Raw genomic sequence first — 16,551 nt, 5'->3', positions numbered from 1 at the left:
TTCTACTTAAATTAGTTAAAGGTGTGCTCTTCACCTGGGAAGATACCTTGTTCAACTTCTTCAATGTAGGCTTTTACCGCTGCGCGAATTTCACCAGTTTGCTTTAGGTAGTTCTTAGAGAAACGCGGAATATAGCCGCTAGAAATACCTAATACATCGTGCATCACTAGGATTTGGCCGTCTGTATCTTTACCTGCGCCAATACCTATCACGGGAATAGTCAACTCTTCAGTAATGGTTTTAGCAAGCTGTGCAGGGATGCACTCAAGCACTAATAACTGTGCGCCGGCTTGTTCCATGGCTTTGGCTTCATTAATAATGCGCTGGGCATTTTCATTGTCGCGGCCTTGCACTTTAAAACCACCAAACACATGTACTGACTGAGGCGTTAAGCCTAGGTGAGCACACACTGGAATACCGCGCTCAGTTAGCATTTTTACGCTTTCTAGCAGCCACTCACCACCTTCAACTTTAACCATAGCGGCGCCAGCTTGCATTAGCTTGGTCGCATTCTGCATAGTTTGCTCTGGGGTGGCGTAGCTCATAAATGGCATGTCAGCGATCAGCAAGGTGCGCTCAATACCGCGGCGTACGCAAGCTGTGTGGTAGGCAATATCATCGACTGTGACAGGTAGGGTGTCGCTATGGCCTTGTAGCACCATACCCATAGAGTCACCGACAAGTAGTACATCAATGCCTTCACTGTCAAAAGCGCCAGCAAAGCTAGCGTCGTAGGCGGTCAACGCGGTAAATTTTTTACCTTCTTGTTTAAACTTCATCAAGGTTGAACTGGTAACTTTAGACATAATGGACTCTTAATTACATTTGATTGTTGCGAGGGATATCTGCATGCAGCTTAACCCTAGTAGGGCATTTGATAAACTTAAGCGGGCAGTTTTTGTAGCTCGTCTCGCATAGTTTGATTGACTAGCTTATTGATTGAGCTGCCACAAGGCAAGGTTAGTTCGGGTGATATTTCTTCAAGGGAACAAGAACAAAACTACGCTGCTTCATACCGTAGTGGGGCACGGTGAGCCTAGGTAGCTCAATGGTTTGTTGATTATAGAGCAAAATATCTAAATCTAAGGTGCGTGGTCCCCAGCGAACTAGGCGTTCGCGGCCTTGATTAAGCTCAATTTGCTGCAGCGCATCGAGTAATTCAATTGGTGCGAGTTGAGTGATAAAGCAAGCTACTGCATTAACATAATCTGGCTGCTCAACATCACCCATAGGCACTGAGCGGTAATAGCTGGAGACTTGAATTTCACCATCGAGGCTTAAGGCTTTCATCGCCGCAACGGCATTATCAAGCTGGGCACTAGGGCTATCAAGATTAGCGCCCAGTGCGATATAAACCAGATTATGTGCTTGTTGATTACTCACGTACAGATAACTCTTTAACAGGCGCGCCGGTTACGACTCGCCTGCAGGTTTCTTATTGGCGGGTTTTCTGCGGCGACGACGTTGCTGCGCATTGCGGTTGCGCTGGTTGCCTTTGCCTTTTTTAACCATGTCGCTGCGAGTTTGCTCGTCACCTTCAACAAAGCTTGTCCACCAGCTAGCAACCTTAGCGGCTGTGCCACCTTCAGCTTCAGCGCGTAGCAGCAATAAGTCATAAGCTGCGCGGAATTTAGGGTGTTCAAGTAACTTGAATGCGCGCGCACTTTGGCTGCGCTCTAGGCGCAGTTGTAGCTGCCAGATATCCTTAGCTGGAGTGCTAAAGCGGCGCGGGATACTAATGGTGCGGCACTGCTGCTCCATTACATCGCCCATCGCGGCGACATTAGCATCGTAAATACTTAAACCGCTTTCTAGCGCGATATCATCGGCGCGTTGCTTGAGCGGGTACCACAGCAGAGCTGCGTAGAAAAATGCCGGCGTGACCGGTTTGTCCTGCGCCACACGTAAGTCAGTATTACGCATCACAGCATCAAGCATTTTTGCCATGCTGCCTTTTGGTGAGTCTTGTAATAATGCATCGATTTGTGGGAACAATGGCTCAAACAAATCAAAGTCTTGCATCATTTCAAGGTTAGCTGCAGCCTTGCCTGAGAAGAATAGCTTAAGCACTTCTTCGTACATGCGCGCAGCGGGGATACCTTTTAGTAGTGGTGCAAGCTCGCGAATTGGCTCTGCGGTGCGCGGCTCAATTTGCATATCAAGCTTGGTTGCAAAGCGCACTGCACGCAGCATACGCACAGGGTCTTCACGGTAGCGCGTTTCAGGATCGCCAATTAAGCGAATGATGCGTTGGTCGAGATCTTGAATACCGCCTGAGTAACTGTGAATTGAGTAATCACTGATATCGTAATATAAGGCGTTTACAGAGAAGTCGCGGCGCTCGGCATCTTCATCAATCGTGCCATATACGTTGTCTCTTAGTAGGCGACCTTGAGCATTCGATTTCGATACTTTGTCGTTGTTGCCATTGCTTTCGTGATGACCACGTAAAGTCGCAACTTCAATAACGTCGCGACCAAATACAATGTGCGCCAGACGAAAACGGCGGCCAACTAAACGGCAATTCCTAAATAAGCGCTTAATTTCTTCAGGTGTCGCATTGGTGACTACATCAAAATCTTTCGGTTCAAGACCCAAAAGAATATCGCGCACGCCGCCACCGACTAGATAAGCCTGAAAGCCAGATTTGTGCAGACGATAAAGTACCTTGAGCGCATTCTCACTAATTTGACGACGGGAAATGTCGTGATTATTTCTAGCCACAATTGTCAGGCCAGATGCATCTGCTTGTAATTGTGTTTCTTCTGCTTGCTCGTCAGCTGATGAATCAAATAGCTGTTTGCAGAATTGACTAATACGGCGAAAAATAATGCACCTCGTTCAGATAAAATGGTTGATTAAAAATCTGGCGGCTATGATATACCCAACGCCAGCAATAAGCGAGTTTCCAAGTCGCTTAAATCAATATTTCAGTTTGCTTTGGGACGCGTGTGATATCGAATTGCGAGACAGCTTGTTTAAGCATAATGTCAACGCGATCAACATCAACTTTTTGCTGCCCTAAAAAGGCCAATGCCGCATTTATGCTTGCTTGAGGTTTGTTTATATCAATCGCCGGTGCGTGGTTTTGTTTGGACAGTTTAAAGCCTGGCTCAATACTGGCAACGGGCACATGCGCCCATTTTGGGGCATCAAGCCCGAGCATGGCAAATAAACTCAATTGGCGACAGCTTGAGGTAAGCAGATCGCTACCGCGCACCACTTCAGTGATACCTTGCTCTGCATCATCTAAAACTACCGCTAACTGATAGGCAAATAAGCCATCGCGGCGTTTGATAATAAAATCTTCGCTAGCAAAGTCTGCTGCTACATTAACCTTGCCCATAATCTGATCATCAAATGTGGCAATTTGCGCCTGGTTAATAACGCGGATGGCACCATCTTGATGCTCAAGAGCGCGGCAATGACCACTATAAATACCGCCAGCTTGTTGAATTTGCTTGCGAGTACATTGGCAGAAATATGCTTGATTAGATGTGATTAGCTCATCAATGCAGTCTTGGTAGGCTTGATGGCGTTGACTTTGGTACATGACTTGCCCGTGCCAGTGCAGTCCATAAGCATCTAAGGTTTTTAAGATATCGTTTGCGGCACCTGCGACTTCGCGTGGTGGGTCAAGATCTTCCATTCGCAGTAGCCATTGGCCTTGCTCGGCGTGGGCACGCAGATAACTTGCCAATGCAGCAATTAAAGAGCCAAAGTGCAAAGGGCCAGATGGAGAGGGAGCAAAACGACCAATGTAGTTAGTCATAGAAAGCGGCGACTAGCGACTGAAAGGGGTAAAAGATAAGAGGGAATCATAGGGGTGAGAAGCCTCACCCCACAAAAGCAGTGGCTTAGCCAGCCATTTGCTTCTCTTTGATTTCAGCAAGTGTTTTACAGTCGATACATTGATCCGCTGTAGGACGTGCTTCAAGACGACGGATACCGATTTCGATACCACAAGAGTCACAGAAGCCGAAATCGTCTTCTTCGATCTTTTGTAGTGTTTTCTCAATCTTTTTGATCAGTTTACGTTCTCTATCACGTGCGCGTAGCTCTAGGCTGAATTCCTCTTCTTGCGCTGCACGGTCAACAGGATCCGGGAAGTTTGCCGCTTCATCTTGCATATGGTTTAAGGTGCGATCGACTTCTTCACGTAGTTGGTTGCGCCAAGCTTCTAAGATCAGTTTAAAATGATCTAACTGATCTTGATTCATATACTCCTCACCAGGTTTTTCCTGATAAGGTTCTACACCTGCGATAGCGAGTACGCCAAGTTTTTTAGTGCCTTCAGGCATAACGCATCTCCTGTATTGTTGCGTTTTTAAGGGCGTCTTAAAAATTTGAGGTCGCTATCTATAGCAAAATCTATATAGCGAGGCAAATTTTTTATTTGCTAATTTATTGTTTTATGACTTAGACAATAAATTTACAAACTGTTTCGATTCGTCCACCTGTGGTAGACATGGCTACTTTATAAGCCAGTACCTCTACACCCTGTTCAATCGCGTCTTTTAGTAAGTCTGCGTATTTTGCGTCAATATGGGCTGCTGGTTTGACGGTTGAAATTCCACTGTGCTGTACCACAAACAATAATACGGCGCGGTGGCCTTGCTGTACCATGGTGACCAACTCTCGAATGTGCTTTTGTCCGCGACTGGTGACCGCATCAGGAAAATACCCTGTATTCCCTTCAAGTAAAGTACAACTTTTGACTTCAATATAACACTTTAGCCCTTCTTGGCTAGATAGCAGTATGTCTATTCGGCTATTTTCTGCACCGTACTTCACCTCTCGCTTTAGTTCGTCATAGCCTTGAAGCTCAGTAATCACGCCTGATTCAATGGCTTCCTGCGCTAGGGCATTAGCATTACCTGTGTTAATGCCAATAAGGTGACCTTGATCGCTTTCCATTAGCTCCCAAGTATGGGGGTATTTACGCTTGGGGTTGTCAGAGGTGGAAAACCACACCCGGTGGCCTTCAAACAGGCAGTTTTTCATCGAGCCAGTATTGGGGCAGTGGATGGTGATAACTGAGTCGTCAGCTAGGCGTACATCGGCTAAAAAACGCTTGTAACGCTTAATTAACTTACCTTCGAGTAGTGCGGGAGAATAATTCATCAATCTAATTTTTCATCATTATTTTGAGCTAGATGTTAACAAACTTTCCCTTGGAATAATCTAATTGTTCAGCCTACACTAGGCGCAAATAACAAGTGCAACTGAAGTGTCTACTAAAACAGCTGCATTTTGGGGGCGCGTGAGAGCGGCCATTAATAAAATAATGATATAAGGAATGACCTATGCAATTTATGATTGTTAAATTATCCAATCAAGCGGCCACTGGCCCTTGGGGAAATGCTGCTGTAAGTTTCGAAAACGATCAGGCAACCGTTCATATGGTTGAGCAAGATGGTTTACGACATGTACAGGCTGCAGCACGTAAATTGCGTAATCAGGGCATTAACCATGTGCAGTTACAAGGCGAACTATGGGATGTGCACACTCAATGGGCGTTCTCGCAAGGTTTTACTTCAACTAAAGGTGACTTTGAGGTGAAGTGGTGCGGCACAGATGCTGAGCAAAGCCTACTAGCACATCAGTTTGAAGCGGCGCAATTTGCTAAAGACCTAACCAATGACACACCAGAGAATCTGTCACCCGTTAAGCTTGCTGCACGTGCTGCAAATTGGTTACAAAATATTGGTGGTGATAAGGTTTCGAGCCACATTATTGAAGGTCAGGGTTTGCTAGATAATCAGTGGGTCGGTATTCATGCTGTTGGCCGTGGTAGTGAGCGTCCACCTGCATTATTAGAGCTTGACTACAACCCAACAGGTGATGACAACGCACCGGTAGATATTGCACTGGTGGGTAAAGGCATCACCTTTGACTCGGGTGGTTACAGCATTAAACCGTCTGAAGGCATGTTGACCATGAAGTGCGATATGGGTGGTGCGGCAACTGTGACTGGTGCTTTGGGTTTAGCGATGAAGCAAGGTTTGAACAAGCGCGTTAAGTTGTTCTTATGCTGCGCTGAGAACCTAATTAGTGGTCATGCATACAAGCTAGGCGACATTCTTACTTATAAGAATGGTGTAACGGTAGAAGTGGTTAACACTGATGCGGAAGGTCGATTGGTGTTAGCTGATGGCCTGCAAGCGGCAAGTGAAACTAAAGCGCCATTGATTATTGATGCCGCAACCCTTACTGGTGCTGCCATGATGGCTGTTGGCGGTAGCTACAACGCGATTTTCTCACCGCAAGCTGAAACTCTGCAATTAGCGCAGCGCTGTGCAAGCCGCGTTTCTGAAAACGTATGGCCGTTGCCGTTAGACCCTTGGCATAAAGATATGTGCCCATCACCTTATGCCGACACAGCGAATAGCCGTCCTGTTAAAGGTGGTGGCGCTGGTGGCGCGTCTAATGCGGCTGGCTTCCTATGGCGTTTTGTGTCAGATGAAGCTAACTGGTTACATATGGACCTTGCTGCCGCGTTTGAAAACAACTCTGGTAGCTTATGGGCTGCTGGTGCGACCGCGCATGGCGTACTGACTATTGCCGAAATTCTTAATGACTAAATGCTCTCGGTTAATTAGTGCTACTGATTGAGTAGCATTAACTCTCTTGAGTTCCAAGCCGCCTTATATAGGCGGCTTTTTTCTGGACGCTCCTCCATATTCAGAATCCAAGTGCTTAACCCGCACCAGGTTGAATTTAGCTCTTGTTATTGAATATCAGTATTGGGCATCTTAGTGCTAAGCACCGAGTTTTCTAGTGCAGAGCTTCAGGTAGCGAGGAGGTCGGCCTTGTCCAACATTGAGTGATTGATATAAATGCAGCTGATCGAATTCGATTTTTATGGGGTGCAGCTGTTGGTTAAACTGGTTTAAATGCTCTTCAATATCAGCGTGAGTAACCGAGCTAGCGGTTCGTATTGGGCGGGCAAGGGTGATGTGCGGCCGGTATTCATATTTAGATTGATATAACTCGAGATCAGCCGCGATAGTTTGTATCTGGCGATGCAAATTTGTTAATGCTGGCGGTGCGCTTCCTTCAATACATAAAATTTTGGTAGCTTGCCAATAGCTAATCTGGCCAAAATCGTTACTAAATGCGTTACCTCGCAAACTTTGTAGCGAATTGTAAACATTGGTGGTTTTTTCTTGATTCACTTGTCCTAAAAAACCTAAAGTAACATGCATGTTTTCAATGGGGACTTGGGAACAAGATGACAGCAGTGGTTGCGCTGTCATTAAAAGTGGGGAAGTCACAGTTGTCGCAATTTGGCGCAACTTAATTTGTGTGGACGCAGAAATATCAAACCCGACAAACAGTCGCTTAACGGTATTTTGTAACTTGTTTTCTGACATAAAAATGATGTCCTAGCCAAGGTGAGGTTAGCGATAAATATCGGTCGGTTAGAGTTTGCTAAATCAATGTTTCTGAAATAATAGTCATTGTCATCTATGCTTACCTATGTAGCGTTGTTAAGCCAAGCTATGAATCGGTGAGTCAATCGCAGCGTTACTTCTCCACCCCTGAGTGCAAATTGGATTGCTAATCAAAATTAGAGTGGATTAATGGTTAACAGTACACCACAGCTTTTAAAAAGTGTGTTATCTGAAGGACGATTTACAGATGAACATGCTACTACCCTTGCATTGCTCGACGAAGCCTTGATTCAAGTATGTGCCCAAGTCAGTTGCGATGCCGCATTTATCGTCACAAGTCAACAAGATAACCTTTTTGCGCCTAGTTTAGAGGTGGTTGATACCGCGAAACGTCAAGTCGCCAGTTATTTTACCCTTGAGCGCGACAGTCAAAGCCTATTTACTCAAGCATTGTTATCTGACACTGAGTTTCTGGATTTATTGCTTGCCAATGAATTTGCGCTTGAACTGAGCCTGACTGATGGAGATATACCACCATCAGAGCAAATGGACACCAGCAAGTTTGCACACGCGTTAAGTCAACTTCCTCAGTGGTTGCATCTTGCGGTGAGTCCTGCGGTGACTGTCGGAAATGTTCGTGTGATGCTAGCTTGCGTGTACATCCATAATCAGCCAATTGAAGTTGTTCGCAAAGATGATGTTAATAGTTGCCGCCATTTCTACTTAGAAGATATTACCTTCCAAGTCGCCTCAGCAATGGAGCTAAGAAGAGTATCTTATCTCCTTGAGAATAAAGAGCGCCAATATCAAGAGTTGTTTCAGCAGCTTCCAATGGCATGTGCCTTGGTTGATGTAAATGACTGTGTCGTGGTGCAAAATCAGGTAGCTAACCAGAGTTTGCCGCTAATCGAAGGTCAAAGCCTTTATGATTTAATGCAGTCAGATGATCATCCATTACTTGAAGATACACTTCACATAGTGCGCACAGGTATGCTGCGCCAGGCATTTTGTGAGCTGCCATTAAAAACGGGAATTCAGCAGCATTGGTACAAGTTTAGTTTTTGTCATGCCATGAACTCGCAAAAACAACTGCTGTTGATGGTTGAAGATATCACTGAGCGTTATCGCTTGGCTGATGAGTTATCTTTTCACTCTAACCACGATGCTTTAACTGGTTTACCTAATCGCATTCAGTTTGAAGCCCTGCTTGAAGAAGTGCTGGCAGAAGATGAAGAGATCCAAGCGTGTGTGGCATTTTTAGATCTTGACCAATTTCAGGTGATCAATGATTTAAGTGGTCACTTAGCCGGTGATCAATTGCTGCAGCAAGTGGCCAAAAGGCTCAAACAGTTACTGCGTAAAGGTGATGTCGTTGCTCGTCTAGGTGGCGATGAGTTTGGCTTGCTGATGTATTACGCCGATGAAGAAGCGGCGAAGCAAGTCGCGAAACGTATTTGTCATCAGCTATTTGAGCATGAGTTTGTTTGGAAAAACGTTCAGCACAATGTTAGCGCCAGTATTGGTATTGCTAAACTAGATAAAACCGCCGATGACATTTATCAGGTTATGAGTCAGGCCGATGCAGCTTGCCGCTTAGCCAAGGAGGAGGGGCGTAATCGCTGGCATTATTTCTGCCCCGATGATCCGCAAGTTCACACGCTTTATAATCAGATGGTAGCTTCGGTTGATATTACCGGTGCGCTTGCACTTAATCAGTTCGAGCTTTTCTACCAGCTAATCGAACCTTTATCTAAAGCTGAGTCTGGTTTGCACATGGAAATCTTGCTGCGAATGGTGCAAGACGACGGCAAATTTGTCTCGCCTGGGGTGTTTTTGCCTGCGGCCGAACGTTATAACTTAGCGTCGAGAGTCGATCGCTGGGTTATCGATAACCTACTCAAATGGGGCAGTGATAATTTAGATACCTGGTCTGAGTTGTCTATGGTGTCGGTAAACTTATCGGCCATGTCGCTCGCGGATCAAAAGTTTATGGGCTGGTTAGAAATGCGCTTGATGGTCGAGCCGGAGCTAGTAGACAAACTTTGCTTTGAAATCACTGAAACTGCAGCGGTAAGTCAATTGCAACAAGCCACTGCGTTAATTGATTTATTGCAACCACTAGGTTGTAAACTAGCACTTGATGATTTTGGCTCAGGCTTTTCAAGCTTTGCCTATTTAAAATGCTTGAACGTCGATTTTGTCAAAATTGACGGTCAGTTCGTGGTTAACCTTTGCCGTGACTCAAGCGACCAGGCGATTGTGAATGCCATTTGTCAACTGGGTAAAGATATGAACTTTGAAGTGATTGCTGAGTTTGTTGAAAGCACTGAAATTGGATACAAACTAAAGCATCTTGGTGTCGATTATGGTCAAGGTTACGCCATTAATAAACCTGCGCCATTATCAACCCTAGATTCAGGTATACGACATCCTTGGTTGATTGAGGATAATGAGCAATTTATAGGTGGTGATATCTAACCTGCCGCCTATTATTCACGACTTGGTTAACAGCGCTTTAGTTTTCTAAACCTGAACTCGGAATAAGGAAGTGCCAATAACTCTGTAGTCTAGAGTAAGGCTTAGCGATACGTTTCTAACGAGATAGTTTTGTTTAGTTCAAGACGAAGCTACGCGTCAATAGCTAGCCTATTGCAAGTAGCTTCAACGCCCGCTCTTTACTAAGAGACGGGCAAAAATAGCCGTTAGAAACCGATTTATTATCCCGAGCTCAGGTTTTCTAGATGCAGCCAGTGGTTTTTAGTACACTGGCGTTTATCATTTATTTGCATAGATAGTCGCAGCTCTAAGCGCCAAAACTCGTAACTTCATGCCATCGCAACCACAAGCTTCAACTCAATCTTCACCCCTCAATTCAGCTCAATTGGTCGCTGATCAATCTAGCCATGCACAGCATAGTGCGAAATCACCGGCTATGCCGATCAGCGAAATTTTCCCGCAGTTAAAAGCAGCCATTAGTGAACATCGCCAGTTTGTTATTGAAGCGCCAACCGGTGCAGGCAAGTCAACTGCGTTGCCCGCTGAAATGCTTAAATGGCCAGAAATTTGTGGCAAGATATTGATGCTAGAGCCAAGACGAGTAGCCGCGCGAAATGTGGCGCACTTTGTTGCCGCAAGTTTGGGGGAGCCAATAGGGCAAACTGTCGGTTATCGAGTTCGCGGTGAAACTAAAGTCAGCTCGCAAACTCGCCTTGAAGTGGTAACCGAGGGCATATTGACCCGAATGATCCAGCAAGACCCAGAGCTAACGGGTATTGATGTGGTGATATTCGATGAAATTCATGAGCGTCATTTAACCACAGACATGGGGTTAGCACTGGCTCTTGCGGTGCAACAAGACTGGCGTGAAGATATCAAGATTATTGCGATGTCTGCGACGTTATCAGGCCTTCCTCTAGATAAGTTGATGCCTGATGCCGTGAGCTTGCAAAGTCAGGGGCGAAGTTTTGAGGTTGAGTTAGCTTACAAGGCCGCGCCAACTCAGTCGCCATGGTTAAATCACATGGCCAAGGTGATAGGTGATATTGCCAGAGGTGAGTCCGGCTATGCTGAGCAATATACTCAAGGCTCGATATTGGCATTTTTGCCCGGCAAAGGTGAAATTATTCGCCTTAGCGAACAGCTCTCGCACCTGCCTGAAGATTACCTTATTTGCCCGCTTTATGGTGAGTTAAGCGCTAAGCAGCAACAAATGGCAGTGAATCGCGCCCCTGAAGGTAAGCGAAAGATTGTGCTGGCGACCAACGTGGCTGAGTCGAGTTTGACCATAGATGGCATAACAATTGTCGTTGATAGCGGTTATCAGCGCGAGGCGAGCTTTAACCCAAATAATGGTGTTACTCGCTTAAGTTTAAAACGCATTAGTCAGGCTTCGGCAATTCAACGCAGTGGCCGTGCAGGCAGGCTACAAGCTGGGCTAGCAGTAAGGCTTTGGGGGCGGAGCAGCAAGGGCGTTTAGCCGCGACTACCGCAGCGGAAATTACTCAATCTGAGTTAACCCAACAAGCGCTTGATTGTGCTTATTGGGGAGAGGCGCAACTACAAGATTTACAGCTATTGTCGATGCCACCAAAAGTTAATGAGCAACTCGCATGGCAATTACTTCAGCAGCTGCAGCTGGTGGATAGTCATCATAAAATTACCGCCTTGGGGCGCAGCGCCTATGAATTAGGCGTGCATCCTCGCCTGGCTTTTATGCTGCTAAAAGCCAAACAAATTGCTGCAGATAACCCACAGTTGTTGCAACTAGCGTGTGCGCTAGCTGCGATTGTTGAAGCGCGTGGATTACCGAAAAAAGGCGTTGATATCGCTAAGTATTTGCCGTTAACCGAGCAAGGGCAAATGTGCCAGCAAGTGCAAAGTTGGCTAAATAGACTGCAAGATAAAGGTCAGGGTAAGCAAACAGCGCCTCGACAACCAGTAAATAGCTGGGCCAGTGATGCTGATATTAGTTTGCTGCTAGCCCTTGCTTACCCAGATAGAATCGCTAAGGCGAGAGGCCTGGGGCGGTTTTTACTCAGTCATGGCTGCGGCGTGAGCCTTGATGAAACCGAAGTATTAGCCAATGAAGACTATTTAGTTGTGGCCGATTTTGGTGAACACGCTAATCAGCAAAATGGTCGTGTTTACTTAGCCAGTCGATTACCCAAGTCACTATTTGATGGTGAGCTTGCTTATCTTGTGACTGAGCAAAGCCTAGGTGAATGGAATGCTGCGAAAGGGCGTTTTATTGCCGAAAAGCAAACCTGCATCGGCAAGCTAGTGTTAGCGCGCGAGTCGATTAATCAAATCGATCAACCGATAGTGATTAACGCATTATTAGCTGAAATTAGGCGCCAAGGATTTGAGATATTCGACCATGTCCAAAAGCTCAAACAGTTGCAGTTAAGGGTGGCGTTGGCGAGACAGTTTGAAGGTGAGCTCTGGCCTGAGGTTAGTGAGCAGCAATTATTAGCTAGCCTAGAAGATTGGCTTGCTCCGTATCTCAATGAGGTTAAAACACTTGAGCAGCTTAAAAAGCTTGATGTGGCTAGCTTGCTACTGAATCAGCTAGATTGGACGCTGCAGCAACAGCTTGCTGAAAAAGTGCCAAGCCATTGGCCCATGTTAACCGGGACGCGCGCGCCAATTGAATATCAAGTGGATGATGCTAATCAACAAACAGCAGCAGGTGTACGTGCTTTGCTAAAAGTGCGATTACAAGAAGCGCTAGGTATGGCACAAAGCCCAAGTTTATTTAATGGTAAGTTTGTGATTACTATGTCGCTGTTGTCGCCGGCGCAAAGGCCTATTGCGGTTACTGCTGATCTTGCTAGTTTTTGGCAAGGGCCTTATGAGCACGTAAAAAAAGAGATGAAGGGTAAATACCCTAAGCATTTGTGGCCTGATGATCCTGCGAATACTCAGCCAACAAAATTTACTAAAAAGCGCACACCAGGCGCATAAGCGCCTAACAATATATTTTTGAGAAATACCTTTTATGGCAAAAGCGAAAACCACCGCAAAATCACCGCGTAAGAGTGCGGGCAAAACAACTAACAAAGCGGGGAAACGTGCTAAGAAAACTAATAAAAAAGCCTCTTCGTCTTGGGGGAGAAAGATCTGGTCATTGACCTGGAAGCTGACGTTAATTGCGTTTGCTGCCGTGACCTTCTACGCCATTTATTTAGACCAGATTATTGCTCGTAAATTTGAAGGACAAAAGTGGCATTTACCGGCGCAGGTATTTAGCCGCTCGATGGCGCTATATCCGGGCGCTGCAGTCAATCACCCGCAATTGATGGCAGAGCTCAAAATGCTTGGTTACCGCAAGGTGGCAAATCCAAGACAAGTTGGTGAGTTTTCAGCATCGAAAACCCGTATTGAACTATGGCGACGAGCATTTTTGCATCCTGAAGGTAATCAAGCTGAGCAACGGGTGATGATTAGCTTTGATGAGCAAGGCATTGACTCGGTTAAACGCATGTCAGATAAACGCGAGCTTGCGGTGTTCCATCTCGAGCCCGTACTGCTCGATAGAATGATTGCCACAGGTGATGAAGACCGCTTATTTGTATCGACCATTAACATGCCGCAAACCATTATTGATGCGCTCATTTTGATTGAAGATCGAAGCTTCTTTGAACATCACGGCGTCAATCCGACAGCGATTGCTCGTGCGGCCATGGTTAATATTAGTGCGGGGCGTACAGTGCAGGGAGGTTCAACCCTAACTCAGCAGCTGGCGAAGAACTTTTTCCTATCTAGTCAGCGTAGTTTAGTTCGCAAAGCCCGAGAAGCCTTGATGGCGCTGATCATTGACTTTAGATATAGCAAGGATGAAATCCTCGAAGCTTATCTTAATGAAGTTTATATGGGGCAGGATAAAGCGCGCGGCGTACACGGTATGGGGCTAGCATCGCAGTTCTATTTTGGTAGGCCGATTGCCGAGCTCACTGTGGATCAGCAAGCATTTTTGGTTGCTGTGATTAAAGGGCCGTCTTACTACAACCCTTGGCGTTACCCAGAGCGTGCTAGAGAGCGCCGTGATCTGGTGCTGCGAATTCTTATGGAGAACGACAAGTTAACTGTCGCCCAGTACAAAGCGGCAGCAGGCTCTCCGCTAGGTCTGCGCAGTGCTAAGCGCTCGGTACATAAAAAGCTACCAGCTTTCTTTGCCATGGTTAAACAAGAGCTTAATGAGCGATTTGGTGAGTCATTACTCAAACGCTCCGGAATTAAGGTTTACACCACGCTAGACCCAATGGCGCAAGAGGCGGCTGAAAAAGCGGTGGTAAGCACCCTTGCCGAGCTAGATAAGCGCACTAAGGATGTGCAAGTGGGTATGGTGGTCACCGATAAATATACCGGTGGCGTAGCCGCTATGGTGGGTGACAAGCAGCCAAGTTTTGATGGCTTTAACCGCGCAGCACATATTCGCCGGCCAATAGGTTCACTGGTTAAACCTTTCGTATATGCCTCTGCGCTGGCTGAGCCACAGCAATATACGCTTGCCAGTTTAGTTGATGATAAACCAATTACGCTCAAAAACGGTCAAGGACAAACTTGGTCACCAAAGAATGTCACTAAAGAGTTTAGTGGTCAGGTGCCCTTACTGACAGCGTTTAAAGACTCAATGAACGTACCTACAGTGAACGTGGGTATTGGTGTCGGCGTTGATGCGGTAGCGACTACGTTAACCAAGGCTGGCTGGTCTGAAGAAGTACCTACGTACCCATCAATGCTACTTGGTGCGGTGAATGGATCACCTTTGATGGTGGCGCAGGTCTATCAAACTGTGGCCGATGGTGGACGTTTCCGTAGACTGATTTCAGTTACGTCTGTGCTAGATGAAAACAATACGCCGTTAAAAGCTAAGCGCCCACGCAGCGAGCTTGCTATCGCGCCAGCAACCGATCATCTAGTGCAGTATGCTATGCATCAGGTTGTACGAAGTGGCACGGCTAAGCGCCTGGGTCGCGCTTTCCCAAATACGCGTCTGGCGGGTAAAACAGGTACCAGCAATGACAGCCGAGACTCCTGGTTTGCTGGCTTTGATGAGCGCAATGTCGCGGCAATTTGGGTTGGTCAGGACGACAACAGCAAGACGGGGCTTTATGGCAGCAGTGGTGCAATGGCTGTGTATCAGGCATTTTTGAAAAATCGTCCACCGCTGAGTTTACGCTTGTCGCCGCCAAGCGGCATTGTGAATGGCTACTTTGAGGTTGCAACGGGGCAGGCTAAGCAAGCTGATTGTGGTGAAGTCGCCATGCTGCCTGCGATTGCAGAGAGCTATCAACCCGCAGCTAACTGTGGTGAGCCTTTATCTTGGTGGCAAAAATTACTTGGGCAAGATTAATTTGTCCTAGAATGATTTTAGGTTAGTTTTACCGTGGTTTTGGCGGTAAAACTAACCAAGGAAAAGATTCAATTCTATTGGTCGCTATTATATTCTACACTTTATATATTCACGAATAATTAACGGCTTAGGGACTTTATGTTCGAGCACTTCAAACGTGTCTCAATACAAAAGCGTTCCCATATTGGATATCAGCGCTTTAAGCATTATCAGATCTATCAGGTCATGCTTCCCTATTCTAATTTTGTGCTGTCAGCCGTAAGTATTTATTTGCTGTTTCTGGTCTTTGATTACCAACATTTAGAAGATGACTTCTCAACCGCGGTCTTCATCCGTACCACCCTTTCCGCCCTATGTTTTGCCATGATGCTGTGGTTTAAACGTCATAAGCCCAAGTTGCTCAACTTTGCTGAATTTTCGCTTATTTTAGTTGTGTACTGGTCGATTTTATATATTGGGCAACTGGCGATAGATGTTGGCGATTTTAACTATCAACTTGGTGGCACCTTAGTATTGGTGTACGTTGGCGCACTGAGTCGTTTGCCGTTTCACTATAGTTTTTGTGCACTTACGGCTATGTTGATCATTTACCTGGTAATGATAGCGCCAGAAAGAATCGCCCATGATTTTGACGGAGAGGTCGACCGTATCTCAATTATGGTAGGACTGTTTTTTATTGCCACTATCTCTAGTTTGCGCCGCGATTTTGAAACCTGGAAAGCCTATGAGCAATATCGGCAGATCCGCAGTCAGCGTCTAAGATTACAAGCCAGTCAAAAATCTCTTGCCGAGCAAACGATTACCGACCCATTAACCGGCCTTAAAAACCGTTTGTATTTTTCACAACATGCGTTTGATGCTGAGCGTTACGCTTGTCGTCACGGGTTAACCTATGCAGCTTTGATGATAGATATTGATAATTTTAAGCAGATTAATGACTTATACGGCCATCAAGTGGGAGATAAGGTAATTTCTCAGGTAGGTGATGTCATTCAAAGTTATTGCGGCAACTTAACCGACATGAACATTCGCTATGGCGGTGAAGAGTTTTTGGTGGTGTTTTTACGTATAGACAAAGACACGCTGGAGCAGATAGCTGCTGATATTTTACGCTCCGTTGTTGAGCTTCCCTGGCGAGACACTGGGCTTGATGTCACTGTGTCTATCGGCGCAGCATTTGCCAACGCAAAACAAACGCCACTTAAAAAGCTGGTTAACTTGGCCGATATGGCGCTCTATCGCGCCAAAAATGAAGGTAAGAACTGTCTGCGCTACTAAAGCAGTCTTAGAGTTAGATGT

The 16,551-nt window shown here is 46.0% G+C and carries 10 protein-coding genes and 2 pseudogenes; 5 read left to right on the top strand and 7 right to left on the bottom strand.

The window, feature by feature from the left end:
* Positions 1 to 11: 11 nt before the first annotated feature.
* The 6 genes and pseudogenes from panB to sfsA form a co-directional block, all read right to left on the bottom strand.
* Positions 12 to 806, bottom strand: a complete 795-nt coding sequence (gene panB, locus EXU30_RS06360; RefSeq protein WP_130598410.1) for a 3-methyl-2-oxobutanoate hydroxymethyltransferase — start codon at positions 804 to 806, stop codon at positions 12 to 14.
* Between the two features lie 77 nt (positions 807 to 883).
* Positions 884 to 1,359: pseudogene (gene folK, locus EXU30_RS06355) on the bottom strand (2-amino-4-hydroxy-6-hydroxymethyldihydropteridine diphosphokinase).
* Between the two features lie 54 nt (positions 1,360 to 1,413).
* Positions 1,414 to 2,724 carry a polynucleotide adenylyltransferase PcnB gene (locus tag EXU30_RS06350; RefSeq protein ID WP_130598408.1) on the bottom strand — a complete coding sequence of 437 codons (1,311 nt, stop codon included), beginning with the start codon at positions 2,722 to 2,724 and terminating at the stop codon, positions 1,414 to 1,416.
* 193 nt (positions 2,725 to 2,917) lie between these two features.
* Positions 2,918 to 3,772, bottom strand: a complete 855-nt coding sequence (gene gluQRS / locus EXU30_RS06345; RefSeq protein WP_130598406.1) for a tRNA glutamyl-Q(34) synthetase GluQRS — start codon at positions 3,770 to 3,772, stop codon at positions 2,918 to 2,920.
* Positions 3,773 to 3,857: 85 nt separating this feature from the next.
* Positions 3,858 to 4,301 carry an RNA polymerase-binding protein DksA gene (gene dksA / locus EXU30_RS06340; protein WP_130598404.1) on the bottom strand — a complete coding sequence of 148 codons (444 nt, stop codon included), beginning with the start codon at positions 4,299 to 4,301 and terminating at the stop codon, positions 3,858 to 3,860.
* A gap of 118 nt (positions 4,302 to 4,419) precedes the next feature.
* Positions 4,420 to 5,124 carry a DNA/RNA nuclease SfsA gene (gene sfsA / locus EXU30_RS06335; RefSeq protein WP_130598402.1) on the bottom strand — a complete coding sequence of 235 codons (705 nt, stop codon included), beginning with the start codon at positions 5,122 to 5,124 and terminating at the stop codon, positions 4,420 to 4,422.
* A gap of 182 nt (positions 5,125 to 5,306) precedes the next feature.
* On the opposite strand from sfsA, the gene pepB reads away from it, so the two are divergent.
* The gene (pepB, locus tag EXU30_RS06330; RefSeq protein ID WP_130598400.1) at positions 5,307 to 6,584 is read left to right on the top strand and encodes an aminopeptidase PepB; all 1,278 of its coding nucleotides are present in this window, start codon (positions 5,307 to 5,309) and stop codon (positions 6,582 to 6,584) included.
* A 177-nt stretch (positions 6,585 to 6,761) separates the two neighbouring features.
* Here pepB and thpR read toward each other — a convergent pair whose 3' ends face one another.
* Positions 6,762 to 7,376, bottom strand: a complete 615-nt coding sequence (thpR, locus tag EXU30_RS06325; RefSeq protein ID WP_130598398.1) for an RNA 2',3'-cyclic phosphodiesterase — start codon at positions 7,374 to 7,376, stop codon at positions 6,762 to 6,764.
* Between the two features lie 210 nt (positions 7,377 to 7,586).
* Between thpR and EXU30_RS06320 the strand changes: the two genes are divergently transcribed.
* The 4 genes and pseudogenes from EXU30_RS06320 (at position 7,587) to EXU30_RS06305 (ending at position 16,530) form a co-directional block, all read left to right on the top strand.
* Complete coding sequence (locus EXU30_RS06320; protein WP_130598396.1) at positions 7,587 to 9,875, top strand: putative bifunctional diguanylate cyclase/phosphodiesterase; 2,289 nt, start codon at positions 7,587 to 7,589, stop codon at positions 9,873 to 9,875.
* Positions 9,876 to 10,329: 454 nt separating this feature from the next.
* Positions 10,330 to 12,860, top strand: a pseudogene (hrpB, locus tag EXU30_RS06315) (ATP-dependent helicase HrpB).
* Between the two features lie 34 nt (positions 12,861 to 12,894).
* Positions 12,895 to 15,252, top strand: a complete 2,358-nt coding sequence (gene mrcB, locus EXU30_RS06310; protein WP_130598394.1) for a penicillin-binding protein 1B — start codon at positions 12,895 to 12,897, stop codon at positions 15,250 to 15,252.
* A gap of 138 nt (positions 15,253 to 15,390) precedes the next feature.
* The gene (locus EXU30_RS06305; protein WP_130598392.1) at positions 15,391 to 16,530 is read left to right on the top strand and encodes a GGDEF domain-containing protein; all 1,140 of its coding nucleotides are present in this window, start codon (positions 15,391 to 15,393) and stop codon (positions 16,528 to 16,530) included.
* Positions 16,531 to 16,551: the final 21 nt, after the last annotated feature.

The sequence above is a fragment of the Shewanella maritima genome, from assembly GCF_004295345.1.
Taxonomy (GTDB): domain Bacteria; phylum Pseudomonadota; class Gammaproteobacteria; order Enterobacterales; family Shewanellaceae; genus Shewanella; species Shewanella maritima.
This window is presented reverse-complemented; position numbering and strand designations above follow the sequence as displayed.

Excerpts from the sequence above, each read along its gene's own strand:
- pepB (WP_130598400.1), top strand. The coding sequence starts at position 5,307 with ATGCAATTTATGATTGTTAAATTATCCAATCAAGCGGCCACTGGCCCT.
- panB (WP_130598410.1), bottom strand. The coding sequence starts at position 806 with ATGTCTAAAGTTACCAGTTCAACCTTGATGAAGTTTAAACAAGAAGGT.
- EXU30_RS06320 (WP_130598396.1), top strand. The coding sequence starts at position 7,587 with ATGGTTAACAGTACACCACAGCTTTTAAAAAGTGTGTTATCTGAAGGA.
- EXU30_RS06305 (WP_130598392.1), top strand. The coding sequence starts at position 15,391 with ATGTTCGAGCACTTCAAACGTGTCTCAATACAAAAGCGTTCCCATATT.
- thpR (WP_130598398.1), bottom strand. The coding sequence starts at position 7,376 with ATGTCAGAAAACAAGTTACAAAATACCGTTAAGCGACTGTTTGTCGGG.
- sfsA (WP_130598402.1), bottom strand. The coding sequence starts at position 5,124 with ATGAATTATTCTCCCGCACTACTCGAAGGTAAGTTAATTAAGCGTTAC.
- dksA (WP_130598404.1), bottom strand. The coding sequence starts at position 4,301 with ATGCCTGAAGGCACTAAAAAACTTGGCGTACTCGCTATCGCAGGTGTA.
- mrcB (WP_130598394.1), top strand. The coding sequence starts at position 12,895 with ATGGCAAAAGCGAAAACCACCGCAAAATCACCGCGTAAGAGTGCGGGC.
- gluQRS (WP_130598406.1), bottom strand. The coding sequence starts at position 3,772 with ATGACTAACTACATTGGTCGTTTTGCTCCCTCTCCATCTGGCCCTTTG.